Below are 12,225 nucleotides of genomic sequence, written 5' to 3'. Positions count from 1 at the left end.
AAAAAGCCGGGCAAAAGCCCGGCTTAATCGATCGGCAATTGGTCAGAGCTTAAGCGGCCCAGGGGTGCGACGCGACGTTCTTCTTTTCGAACTCGTCGATCGCCTTGCCCTTTTCCAGGGTCAGGCCGATATCGTCGAGGCCGTTCAGCAGGCAGTGGCGCTTGAACTCGTCGAGATCGAACTTGATCGAGCCGCCATCGGGGCCGGTGATCTCGAGGTTCTCGAGGTCGACCGTCAGGATGGCGTTGGAGCCGCGCGAGGCGTCGTCCATCAGCTTGTCGAGGTCTTCCTGGCTGACCTTGATCGGCAGGATGCCGTTCTTGAAGCAGTTGTTGTAGAAAATGTCGGCGAAGCTGGTGGAGATCACACAGCGAATGCCGAAATCGAGCAGCGCCCAGGGAGCGTGCTCGCGCGAGGAACCGCAGCCGAAATTGTCGCCGGCGACAAGGATCTTGGCATCGCGATAGGCTGGCTTGTTCAGCACGAAATCGGGATTTTCGGAGCCGTCTTCATTGTAGCGGGCTTCGGCGAAAAGGCCCTTGCCGAGACCCGTGCGCTTGATGGTCTTCAGATAGTCCTTCGGAATGATCATGTCGGTGTCGATGTTGACGACCGGCAGCGGCGCTGCAACGCCCGTGAGCTTCACGAATTTATCCATGACCCATGCTCCATTTCAGCAAATGTACTTTCCTGAATGTGCATCTAGTCCAGTTTTTTGCCGAAATGAAGGAGAATCTTTCTAAAGCGTACCGCGATCTTTCAGATTCGCTTGCTACGCTTTAGGTCTGGTCTGCCGCATGTCGTTCTCGCAAAACCGCTGCACACTATTGCGCGAACTGCTTTCAAATGGCGGCCACGCGACGTTTCGCGTGACCTGGCGACGGTACGCGTCCGGTTATTTGGCGGGCGCGTTCAAGCCCCAGAGCACGCCGAACGGGTCGCGAAGCTGGCCGTAGCGGTCACCCCAGAACATCAGTTCGACCGGCATGACGACTTCGGCGCCGGCGGCCACCGCACGATCCCACCAGAAATCGATATCGTCGATGACAAGCTGGATGGCAAAGCCTTCATGACCTTTGAAGGGATGGCCGTGTTCGGGATAGGCATCCGCCAGCATCAGGGAGCTGCCATTGATATAGAGATGAATATGCATCGTCCGGCCGCTTTCATCGACCGGTACCCTGTGGGCCTCTTCGGCGCCGAAGGCCTTCTTGTAGAATTCCGCGGCCTTCACCGCGCCGTCGACCGTCAGATAGGGCAGCAGGCCATTCTTCACCGGCGGTAACTTGGCCGGCTTGTTTTCCGTCGTATCCATGCTCGTCCTCCATCGTTTTTGAGCGCCGGCAGAATGCCCGGCTGCTTCAAAGACGTATCACGGAAGCATGATGCGACAGTGTCGCCAATTTTTTTGAAAGCAGGCCTCAGAGATCGATGATCGTGCCGCGACCGTCGTTCCAGATGCGCATCTCCGGCTTGCCGTTGTTTGCCTTGGCGCGGACCGGAGCGAGCTTCATCTTCATCGAAAGCGCGCGTCCGACCATGAGCACGGTCAGGATGCCGCCGACAGCAAGCGTCACCGAGAAGGTGAGAAGCAGCATGGCGACAAAGAAGGTGGCGCCGGCCAGCATGAAGAAGATGGAGCGAATGTTCTGCATGGGTTTGAGACCTTTCTACAGAAAGGAATGTGGTCCTTCCTTTTCCTCTCTGCAAGGCAAGCATGGCTTTTTGTTGTCTTGCCGGGCTTTGCGAAGCTTGGCACTAATGGATGATGAACCAAACCAAACCTTTCCGCTCCGCAAGTCTGCGCCGCTCGGTGCTGAGCGTGCCAGCCATCAATCTCCGCGCGCTCGAAAAGAGCCGTTCCCTTGATTGTGATGCGGTTATTTTCGATCTGGAGGATTCCGTCGCGCCCGAGAACAAGGGCCATGCGCGGGAAAATCTGCGTGCTTTTTTTGCCGGACCGCCGCTCGAGGGCAAGGAAAGGATCATTCGCATCAATTCTTTGTCATCCGGATTCGGGGCGGCAGATCTCGATCTGGTCAAGGCGCTGTTGCCCGACGCCGTTCTCCTGCCGAAGGTGGACGCGCCTCGGGATATCACCGACATCGGCGATCTGCTTGCCGATGCGGATGCCCCGGAGGAGTTGCGCATCTGGGCCATGATCGAGACGCCGCGCGGCGTGCTGAATGCCGGAGCGATTGCTGAAGCCGGCTGCATGCTGGGGGCGCGGCTCGATTTCCTGGTCGTCGGCCTCAATGATCTGCGCAAGGAAACCGGCGTCCTGCCGCAGCCGGGGCGAAGCTTTCTCGTGCCTTGGCTGATGCAGGTCATTCTGGCGGTCAAGGCCTATGGGCTTGATGCGCTCGACAGTGTCTTCAACGATTTCCGGGATGACGAAGGTTTCGATGTCGAATGCGGGCAGGGGCGCGCCATGGGTTTTGCCGGCAAGATGCTGATCCATCCCGCGCAGATTGCGGCCGCCAACCGGCATTTCGGCCCGAGCCCCGAGGAGATTGCCGAAGCGCAGGCAATCATATCAGCCTTTGCCGATCCGGCTGCCCAAGGCCTGAACGTCATCAATGCGAACGGGCGGATGATCGAACGGCTGCATCTTGTCCAGGCCGAAGCTCTGGTTCATAAAGCTCGCCTGATTTCTGCAAGAAAGCCCGCCTGATGAAACTCTACCGCTTCCTGACCGGCCCCGACGACGCTTCCTTCTGCCACAAGGTCACCGCCGCCCTCAACAAGGGCTGGTCGCTGGAGGGCCCACCGACCTATGCCTTCAATGCCGCAACCGGCGCGATGCAATGCGGCCAGGCCGTCGTCAAGACTGTCGAAGGCAAGGATTACGATCCGGAGATGAAGCTCTCCGAGCAATAGCGCGTTCTGCCGAACGCACGGTTTCAGCGCTCGGCGGCTTCCTCGGCGCTGGCCTCGATCCGCTCCATATCCTCATCGCTCAGTCCGAAATGGTGGCCGATCTCGTGGATCAGGACGTGAGTGATGATATCGCCGAGCGTCTCGTCGTTTTCTGCCCAATAATCGAGGATGGGGCGACGGTAGAGGCGAATGCGGTTCGGCATTTCGCCGGTTTCCACGGTGAAACGCTCCGAAATTCCCCTGCCTTCGAAAAGGCCGAGCAGGTCGAAAGGCGTTTCCAGCGCCATATCCTCGAAAACGTCGTCATCGGGAAAATCCTCAATCTCGATCGTGAGATTGGTCGTCAGTTGGCGGAATTCATCCGGTAGATGGCTGTAAGCCTCCATGGCCAGCGACTCGAAAGTGCTGATCGTCGGCGCATGGCGGTCCCGCCAATCATCGCTCAGGTCTATGCGGGCCATGAATATTCCTTCCTTTGCGGGCCCATATAGAACCTTTGCCGCCGATTTTCGAGTGCGGAATCAAAGGCAGGAATAAATTCATAGAAAATGGTTGTTGACTCTTCTTCAGCTCTCTGGAATCCATAAGAACATAACAGGAACAATACGGACGGAGTAAACGCCATGGCGCAGAACGCCCTGGCGCGCGAGCGGCTTTTTGCGCTCCGCGAAACCATCGCCAAGCTGGAAGGAAAGCCTGCGCCGGCGCTTGCGGCAGCGGAGCGGGAAGCCCTGGCTTCGGGTGAGACCGGGCGGCAGGATGCGGAACGGAATGGACGCAGACAGCGCTTGTCGTTTGGGGTGGCATCGCTCGACGAAGCGATGGAGGGCGGGCTGCCGCTCGATGCGATAACGGAAATCCGTTCGGCGCTTTTCCGGGATGCGGGAGCCGCCAGTGGGTTCGCCCTTGCGGCCGCAACGCTGCTGCAGCGGGTGGAGGAGGAGGCGAGCGACTGTTCGCCAATACTCTGGATCGGCGATCCGGTCTCGACGATGGAGGCCGGCCTTCCCTATGCGGTGGGTCTGCAGGATTTCGGCCTGCGGCCTGAGCGTTTCCTGCAGGCTTTGCCGCGCAAGCTCGATGAGGCGCTCTGGCTTGCGGAAACCGCGCTGGAAAGCGGCGCCTTTTCGGTGGTCATCCTGGAGATGAGGGGCAATCCCGCGCATGTCGGTCTGACCGAGAGCCGGCGGCTCGGTCTTCGCGCCAAGGCGGCCGGCCGGCCGCTCTTCCTGCTTCGGCAGGCAGGAGAGGAGGAGGCGAGCAGCGCCGCCTTCCGGCTGCTTGCCGAGCCTGCGCCAGCCGGCATGCGGGCTCTGCCGGGTGGATCGAGACTTGCCGGCAGCATCGGCAATCCGGTTTTTCATCTCAGCCTGGAGAAGAGCCGCAACCCGGCTCCGCTCTCCCTTCTTCTGGAGTGGAACCCTCATGAACGTCAGTTTTTCCCCATCAACGAGCCAAGGCACGCTCTTACTCCAGACGAACGGTCAGCGTATCCTGGCGCTCAGCTTTCCGCACCTTTCGACGGACAGGATCGCCCGCAGAAAATGGGGCCTCTCCTGGCGTTCGAGAGGGCGTCCTGAGGCTGCGCCGATCGTCTGCGCCGGAAAGCACGAAAATGCCATGCGGCTGATGGCGCTGGACGAGGCCGCGGAGGCGCTTGGCCTGAAGAAGGGCCAGGGTGTCGCGGAAGCGCGCGCCATGCATCCGAAACTCGATATCGTCGAGGAGGATCCGGCCGCCGATGCGCGGCTGCTCGAAGCCATCGCCGACTGGTGCGACCGCTATACGCCGTTGGTGGCGATCGACGGACGGGACGGGCTGTTTCTCGACATTAGCGGCTGTGCCCATCTTTTCGGCGGCGAGAGAGCGCTGCTGAAGGATATTCTGCTCAGGCTTTTCCATATGGGGCTCGACGTCCGGGGTTCGATCTCCTCTTCGCCCGGCCTTTCCTCGGCCGTCGCTCGTTTTGGCAATGGCGGCGTCATCGAAGACGAGGAAATGGAGGATATGCTGGCGCCGCTGCCGATCGCCGCGCTTCGGCTGAACGAAGACACCGTGGCATCGCTGAAGAAGCTCGGGCTGAAATATATCGGCGATGTCATGAATGCGCCGCGGGCGCCGTTGACCCGCCGTTTCGGGGCAAGCCTGCTATTGCGGCTCGATCAGGCGCTCGGACATGATGAGGAACCGGTTTCGCCGCGCCTGCCGGTTGCGAGCCTTTCGGCCGAGCGGCGGCTGGCCGAGCCGATCGGCACCGAAGAGGATATTCTCGTCCTTGCCGGCCAGATCGCCGTGTCGCTGAAACCCTCCCTGGAAGCCCGCGGCGCCGGCGGCCGCGTCTTCGAACTCGTGCTGTTTCGGGTCGATGGCCGGGTTTTCCGGATTTCGGTCGGCGCTTCACGGCCGCTCAGGGAGCCGAAGCGGATCGCGGATCTTTTTTCCCAGCGTCTGCAGGCAATTCATGACGATCTCGATGCCGGATATGGTTTCGAGATCCTGCGGCTGAATGTCGTGCGCCATGAGCCCTTCGAAGGAACGCAGGGCGATTTCGACGGCGGCCGGCAAAGAGAGATCTCGCTTGCAGCTTTCATCGACCGCGTCTCGGCTCGCCTTGGCGCAGACTGTCTCCAAAGCTTTCAGCTCCGTGAAAGCCATGTGCCGGAGCGTGCGGTTATCATAACCCCACTCATGGGGAGTTTTCCGGCGCATCGCAGGAGCGAGGGAAGCCGTCTTTCCGCCGCTCGCAGCGAGCGGCCTCTGAGGCTTTTTGCCCGACCGGAACCGGTGGAGGCCTTGCTCGCCGAAGTTCCGGAAGGGCCGCCGCAAAGTTTTCGGTGGCGCCGCATGCAGCATCAGGTTCTGCGCAGCGAAGGCCCGGAACGGCTTGCAATGGAGTGGTGGATCGATGGCGCCGACGCCAAAACGCGTGACTATTTCCGTGTCGAGGACAATGCCGGGCATCGTTTCTGGATTTACCGCGAAGGCTTTTACGGTGAAGAGCCGCCGCCGCGCTGGTTTATGCACGGGATTTTCGCATGAGCGCGGCGCCTGCATTTTTCGAGATCGGCGCCCGCACCAATTTCTCCTTTCTGGAGGGTGCTTCGAAACCTGAGGAAATGGTGGTGCAGGCCGCGGCGCTGAAACTTTCCGGTCTTGGAATCGCCGACCGGAATTCGGTTGCCGGCGTCGTCCGGGCGCATGCGCAGGCGCAGGAGATCGAAGAGAAATTCAGAAGAAGGCACGAGAAGAACCTCGACGGCAGAGAGGAAGAGAAGATTCTCGATCCAATCCGGATTCAGCCGGGCGCCCGTCTCGTTTTTTCAGACGGAACGCCTGATATCCTTGCTTATCCTGAGAACAGGCGAGGGTGGGCGCATCTCTGCCGTTTGCTGAGTACGGGAAATTTGAGAGCGGAAAAGGGATCCTGCCTGCTTTACGAGGCGGATATCATGGAATGGGGGGACGAGATGATGCTGGCCCTCGTTCCCGGCCAGGCGGCTGCCGTCGAGCCTGTCGCCCAACAGGAATTGGAAGCCTGTCTCGCCCGGTTCCGGAACCGTTTCGGCAAGGCGTTTCACGTGGCGCTGGCGCCTGCCTATGATGGCCGCGACAGGCAGGTTTTCGCGGCACTTTCCGTAATCGCCGCCCGCCACCGCATTGCTGTCATCGCGACCAACCAGCCGCTCTATCACCATACGGATCGCCGACCCCTTTCCGATATCGTCATTTCGATCCGCGAGCATGTTCCGATCGCCGAAGCAGGTTTTCTTCTTGCTCCGAATGCCGAGCGTTATCTCAAGGGCCCACGTGAAATGGCCCGGCTGTTTCGTGATTATCCAGAGGCGATCGCCAATACCGGGACATTCTTCGGCAGGCTTTCGTTTTCGCTCAATGAGCTGAAACACAATTACCCGCCGGAAAACGATCCCGGCGAGACGCCTTATGAAACCCTCGAACGTCTGACGAAAGAGGGCGCTAAGAAGCGCTATCCGGATGGCGTTCCTGCTCAAATCCAGACCCAGATCGACTATGAACTCGATCTCATCCGGGAGAAGAAATACGAGCCTTATTTCCTGACGGTCCACAAGCTCATCCAGCATGCGCGTTATGAATTGAAGATTTTGTGCCAGGGCCGCGGTTCTGCAGCCAACTCGGTCATCTGCTATTGCCTCGAGATCACGGAAGTCGATCCGACCAAAAGCACACTGCTTTTCGACCGCTTCATCTCGATGGATCGCGACGAGCCGCCTGACATCGATGTGGATTTCGAGCATGACCGCCGCGAAGAAGTCATCCAGCACATCTACAGAAAATATACCAAGGAGCATGCCGGGCTGACGGCTGGCGTCACCACCTATCGCACTCGTTCCGCCGGCCGCGAGGTCTCCAAGGCCTTCGGGCTTTCGGAGGACGTCCAGGCGGCGATCAGCAGCCTGGTCTGGGGCTGGTCGGAGGATAATCTGTCGGAGCGGGATGCCAAGGCGGCTGGGCTCGATATTTCGGATCCGGTGACATCAAACGTTCTGCGCTATGCGTCCGAACTCCTCGGATTTCCGCGTCACCTGACCCAGCATGTCGGCGGCTTCGTCATCACCCGGGATCGGCTCGATGAAGTCGTGCCGATCATGAAGACGGCGATGCCGGATCGCTATATGATCGAATGGGACAAGGACGATCTCGACAACGTCAAGATCCTGAAGGTCGATGTTCTGGCTCTCGGAATGCTGACCTGTCTCAGAAAGGCTTTCTCGCTGCTCGAACTGCATTATGACGTGAAGAAAACCCTTGCCGATCTCGGCAACAGGGAACACGGAGACGAGGGCGTACCGGTTTATGACATGATGTGCCGGGCCGACACACTGGGCGTCTTTCAGATCGAAAGCAGGGCGCAGATGAGCATGCTGCCCCGGCTGAAGCCGCGCCGATTCTATGATCTCGTGATTGAAGTGGCAATCGTCCGCCCGGGGCCGATTCAGGGCAATATGGTCCATCCCTACCTGACGCGGCGGGAGCAGTCGCATTCTCCAGGTTTCAAGATCGACTATCCGAAAGACGAGATGATCCCGATCCTCAAGCGGACGCTCGGCGTGCCACTGTTTCAGGAACAGGCGATGCAGATCGCGATTACGGCGGCGGGCTTCTCGCCTGCCAAGGCCGACCGCCTGCGCCGCTCGATGGCGACCTTCAAGCGGTTGGGAAAGGTCAACGCGTTCAAGGATGATCTGATTAATGGCATGACCCGCAGAGGCTATCCGAGGGACTTTGCCGAACGCTGCTTCAGCCAGATCGAAGGCTTCGGCGAATATGGCTTTCCGGAAAGCCATGCGGCTTCCTTCGCCCTGCTGGTCTATGCCTCGTCCTGGGTCAAGGCCTATTATCCAGACGTCTTTTGCGCTGCCATGCTCAATTCGCAGCCGATGGGCTTTTACGCGCCGGCGCAGCTCGTTCGTGATGCCAGGGAACACGGGGTCGAGGTCCGACCCGTCGACATCAACAGATCCAATTGGGATTGCCATCTCGAGGAGGCGGTATTCGACAGAAATGCCGTCGACAGGCGGCATGCCGATATGCGAGCCCTCATCAAGGCAAAGCGAGCCGTTCGCCTCGGCTTCCGGCAGGTCAAGGGTCTGTCCGAGAAGGCGTTGGAGAGCCTTCTTGCCAACAGGGGCGATGGTTATGGCTCGGTTCGTGATCTCTGGCTGCGGTCCGGCCTCGACAAAGCCGATATCGAAAGGCTGGCGGATGCCGATGCCTTCGGCTCGATCGGCCTGTCGAGGCGTGAGGCGCTTTGGGCTGCAAGGGCGCTGGATACGAAATACGCTCCTGAAAAATTGCCTCTGTTCGATCGGGTGAACCATATCGATCTGCAGGTCGAACCGAAGACCAGCCTGCCTGATATGCCGCCAGGCGAGCAGGTGATCGAGGATTATCGTTATCTGTCATTGTCGCTGAAGGCGCATCCGGTGTCTTTCCTGCGGGAGGAATTCCGAAAGATGGGCATCACGCGCAATGTCGATCTCCTGACGGTGCCGAACGGAAAGAGAGTGACCATCGCCGGTCTGGTGCTGGTGCGCCAGCGCCCGGGTTCGGCCAAGGGTGTAATCTTCATGACGCTGGAGGATGAAACCGGTGTCGCCAACGCTATCGTCTGGAGCAAGATATTCGAAAAATACCGGGCGGTCGTCATGGGTGCCCGGCTCGTGAAAATCCGGGGCAGGCTGCAAAGCCATAGCGGCGTCATCCATACGGTCGTCGAGCATATGGAGGACATGACGCCGGCGCTTGGCATCCTGCAACGCGAGGCCCGACGTTTCGGTGCCTGCGAGCGCGCCGACGAGGTGCTGAGGCCAGGGGTCGATCCACGACAGAGAAGGCTTGCGAATGCGCGGGAAGGGGCGGAATTGGAAAGGGAGGCGGGCGCCGCGGGCCGCCATGCCGGTGTGGTGGAAACCGCCGAGGTCATGCCGCGCGGGCGGAACTTTCATTAGCAGTCGGATCGACCGGATCACCGGCATGCCTCATCGTGTGATCGCCGCACAGTTCCAGTCAATCTGCAACAGGCCGCGCCCATCGCTTCCAATCGATGCCGTCTGATTCGAATTTTTTCTTGACAGCCACCATCTTCTTTAGCAGAAAACACGATAGTCAATGTCATGTTTGGAAATGAAGACGTGCTTGTCTGCAGCTGCAATTACATAACCGACAAGGAAATCCGGGAGGTTATCACCAACCTTCTCGACGACGACTGTTGGCAGCTTATCGTGCCTGCGAAGGTCTACCACGCCATGGAAAAACGCGGCCGTTGCTGCGGCTGCTTCCCCAACGTGGTCGACATTATTATCCAGACGACCGAGGAATATCACGCCCGTCGCCACTCGACGGAGGCCGAGATATTTGATTTCATGTCGCGCTTGAAGCAGTTCCATGAGGAAAACAGGAGAGCGGACATTGAAAGGCGACAAAAAGGTCATCGAGCGGCTTAACGAGGCACTGTTCCTCGAACTCGGGGCGGTCAACCAATACTGGGTCCACTATCGTCTTCTCGAGGATTGGGGCTACACCAAGCTCGCCAAGAAGGAACGCGCCGAATCCATCGAAGAGATGCATCATGCCGACCGGCTCGTCGCCCGCATCATCTTCCTCGAAGGCCATCCCAATCTGCAGACCCTGGCCCCCCTGCGCATCGGCCAGAACGTCAAGGAAGTCCTCGAAGCCGATCTCGCCGGCGAGTACGACGCCCGCACGGCCTACAAGAAGTCGCGCGATATCTGTTATGAAGCCGGCGATTACGTCTCGATGAAGCTGTTCGAAGAGTTGCTGGCCGATGAAGAAGGCCATATCGACTTCCTCGAAACGCAGCTCGATCTGCTCGAAAAAATCGGCGAAAGCAAATACGGCCAGCTCAACGCCGATTCCGCTGACCAAGCCGAATAAGCTCCTACCAGGTGCCGGCCGCCTTAGGGCGGCCGGCACTCCCGTGCTCGCCGCGCCCAAAACGGAAGCATCCGGGCATGATCAGTCTTCCGATTGCAACGCCGCCAGATGCTGGAACTCTGCGATCACCTGGTCATAGACGGCGCGTTTGAAAGGAACGATCAGGCCCGGCAGTGCATGCATCGGCTTCCATTCCCAGGCATCGAATTCGGGATCGTGGCCGCCGGGCGGCGGGTTGATAGCGATCTCGCTTTCGTCGCCGTCGAAGCGGAAGGCGAACCAGCGCTGCGTCTGACCGCGGAATTTTCCTTTCAGTCCGATGCCGATCAGCGCCGGCGGCAGATCATAATTGATCCAGTCCCGCGCTTCGGCGAGCAGCGTCACCGTCCTGATGCCGGTTTCTTCATAAAGCTCGCGATAGGCGGCATCCAACGGATTCTCGCCCTTGTCGATGCCCCCCTGGGGCATCTGCCAGAGCTGCGGCGAGCCGTCATATTCGGAATTGCCGTCGGGGATGCGCCGGCCGGCCCAGACCAGGCCATCGCGGTTCAGGATCATCACGCCGACGCATGGGCGATAGGGCAGATCCTCGGCTTTCACGGTCGCCTGGCTCATCTTCTTCTCCGTTGAGGTCATCATCTCAGGGGTTTCTGGGGTCGTTGGAAAGCGCTGCGACGCCGACGATCTCGATGCCGCGCATAGAAGCTTCCTCGCTCCACTTGGCAATGGCGTCGACGCTTTCGTCAAAAGCCGAGGCGACGCCGATCGCCTGGCCGTTCTTGCGAGCGATGCGTTCGAGCTCGTCGAGTTTCTGCAGGATGGCGTTGACGTCGAGCTGGCCGTCGAGCTGCAGATCGGCAAAGACATAGGGCAGTTCAGTCCCCTTGGCGACATCAGCCGTTTTCGACTGCGCCGACGTCCCGTCGTCGAGGAAGAGCAGGCCACGCTTGCCGATATCGCGCATGACCGGTTCCATGGCGGCAGGGTCGGAAAGGAAACGGCCGCCGAGATAGTTCATGATGCCGGTGTAGTTGGTGATCTCGCCCATCGCCTTGTGGAGGTTCTCGATGTTGCGGGCGACAGGCTTTGAGGTCAGCAGAGTCTCAGGGCCCGGATCGTTCGCCGGGTAATCAAACGGTTCCAGCGGCACCTGCAGAAGGATTTCATGGCCGCCGCGGCGAGCCTCCTGCATCCAGCGCTGGAGGCTGTTGCCGCTTGCGGCAAAGGCTAGCGTGATCTCCTCGGGTAATTCGGCGATGGCGCGCTGCGTTCCCGTCTGGCTAAGCCCGAGGCCGCTGACGACAATGGCGATGCGTACACCGCGGGCGCCGGACGCGGGACGGGCATACTGATCCATCGGCCGTCGGCCGTCGGGGCCGACGATCGGCAGCCTGCCATAGGCCGAATCCTCAAGCAGCGTCTCGTTCGGCAGCGCCGCCATGCGCGGGTCCTGGCCGATCTGCATCGCATCGACCAATACCGGTCCGCCGCCGTCGCGGGGGCGGGGGCTGTATTTGGTGACGACGGAGCCGTCACCGGTGACCATCTGCTCGACATTGGCGCCCGAACGCGGTTCGGCGCGCGGCATGCCATCCGCCGCCTGGCCGGCCGGCTTTTGCGCTGGTTGGGGTGTGCCGGAGGAGGGCACTGCCGCCTGATCGGTTGCCGGCGGATTTTTGCGTTCGAGCCCGTCGCCGCGAAACGCCGTATAGAGCGAGAAGCCGCCTATTGCAAAAAGACACAGACTGGCGGCGATGCGGCCGAGAAGCAGCACTCCCGGCCGCCGGCTGCCGGTTTTGCGGTTGCGCCCCAAAGGCGCATGCAGGTCCGTTCCCAATTTTCTCGCCCGCTCCAAACCGGGAAACAGCAGAAAGGGTCAAGGCCGGGCGAGTGCCCGGCCTTGCAATGATC

General features: G+C 60.1%; 12 protein-coding genes and 1 pseudogene. 7 read left to right on the top strand and 6 right to left on the bottom strand.

The features are described 5' to 3' along the window. Nucleotides 1-49 precede the first annotated feature (49 nt). From leuD to HJB91_RS12185, 3 genes are all read right to left on the bottom strand, one after another. Nucleotides 50-658, bottom strand: coding sequence for a 3-isopropylmalate dehydratase small subunit (leuD, locus tag HJB91_RS12195; RefSeq protein WP_210632760.1), 609 nt, complete (start codon nt 656-658; stop codon nt 50-52). Nucleotides 659-895: 237 nt separating this feature from the next. Further along, on the bottom strand, nt 896-1,315 hold the full coding sequence (locus HJB91_RS12190) for a glyoxalase/bleomycin resistance/extradiol dioxygenase family protein (protein WP_210632759.1): 420 nt from the start codon (nt 1,313-1,315) through the stop codon (nt 896-898). Between the two features lie 106 nt (nt 1,316-1,421). After that, complete coding sequence (locus HJB91_RS12185; protein ID WP_221154832.1) at nt 1,422-1,655, bottom strand: hypothetical protein; 234 nt, start codon at nt 1,653-1,655, stop codon at nt 1,422-1,424. A 113-nt stretch (nt 1,656-1,768) separates the two neighbouring features. Between HJB91_RS12185 and HJB91_RS12180 the strand changes: the two genes are divergently transcribed. Next, nucleotides 1,769-2,674, top strand: a complete 906-nt coding sequence (locus HJB91_RS12180) for a CoA ester lyase (RefSeq protein ID WP_221154881.1) — start codon at nt 1,769-1,771, stop codon at nt 2,672-2,674. After that, entirely contained in the window at nt 2,674-2,880 is a 207-nt protein-coding gene (locus tag HJB91_RS12175; RefSeq protein ID WP_210632758.1) for a DUF1737 domain-containing protein, read from the top strand. The genes HJB91_RS12180 and HJB91_RS12175 overlap by 1 nt, the downstream gene beginning before the upstream one ends. 23 nt (nt 2,881-2,903) lie before the next feature. On the opposite strand, the gene HJB91_RS12170 is transcribed toward HJB91_RS12175, so the two are convergent. Continuing rightward, a complete protein-coding gene (locus tag HJB91_RS12170; RefSeq protein WP_210632757.1) occupies nt 2,904-3,341 on the bottom strand; it encodes a metallopeptidase family protein in 438 nt (145 codons plus the stop codon). A 162-nt stretch (nt 3,342-3,503) separates the two neighbouring features. Between HJB91_RS12170 and HJB91_RS30650 the strand changes: the two genes are divergently transcribed. The 5 genes and pseudogenes from HJB91_RS30650 (at nt 3,504) to bfr (ending at nt 10,314) form a co-directional block, all read left to right on the top strand. Continuing rightward, the gene (locus HJB91_RS30650; protein ID WP_259669882.1) at nt 3,504-4,460 is read left to right on the top strand and encodes an ImuA family protein; all 957 of its coding nucleotides are present in this window, start codon (nt 3,504-3,506) and stop codon (nt 4,458-4,460) included. 40 nt (nt 4,461-4,500) lie between these two features. Further along, nucleotides 4,501-5,919: a Y-family DNA polymerase gene (locus HJB91_RS12165; RefSeq protein ID WP_409079587.1), complete on the top strand. Its 1,419-nt coding sequence runs from the start codon at nt 4,501-4,503 to the stop codon at nt 5,917-5,919. Next, complete coding sequence (locus tag HJB91_RS12160) at nt 5,916-9,368, top strand: error-prone DNA polymerase (RefSeq protein WP_221154830.1); 3,453 nt, start codon at nt 5,916-5,918, stop codon at nt 9,366-9,368. Before HJB91_RS12165 ends, HJB91_RS12160 begins: the two co-directional genes overlap by 4 nt. Before the next feature lie 95 nt (nt 9,369-9,463). Beyond that, a pseudogene (locus tag HJB91_RS12155) lies at nt 9,464-9,863 on the top strand ((2Fe-2S)-binding protein). Continuing rightward, the gene (bfr, locus tag HJB91_RS12150; protein WP_210632754.1) at nt 9,829-10,314 is read left to right on the top strand and encodes a bacterioferritin; all 486 of its coding nucleotides are present in this window, start codon (nt 9,829-9,831) and stop codon (nt 10,312-10,314) included. Before HJB91_RS12155 ends, bfr begins: the two are co-directional and overlap by 35 nt. An 81-nt stretch (nt 10,315-10,395) precedes the next feature. Here the strand turns inward: bfr and HJB91_RS12145 are convergent, their stop codons facing one another. Continuing rightward, entirely contained in the window at nt 10,396-10,929 is a 534-nt protein-coding gene (locus HJB91_RS12145) for an RNA pyrophosphohydrolase (RefSeq protein WP_210632753.1), read from the bottom strand. A gap of 25 nt (nt 10,930-10,954) precedes the next feature. After that, nucleotides 10,955-12,151, bottom strand: coding sequence for a divergent polysaccharide deacetylase family protein (locus HJB91_RS12140; RefSeq protein ID WP_221122894.1), 1,197 nt, complete (start codon nt 12,149-12,151; stop codon nt 10,955-10,957). Nucleotides 12,152-12,225 lie beyond the last annotated feature (74 nt).

The organism is Rhizobium sp. NLR10b (assembly GCF_019685435.1).
Classification (GTDB): Bacteria; Pseudomonadota; Alphaproteobacteria; order Rhizobiales; family Rhizobiaceae; genus Rhizobium.
The sequence above is the reverse complement of the archived record's forward strand: the minus strand, read 5'-3'. Positions and strand labels throughout refer to the sequence as shown.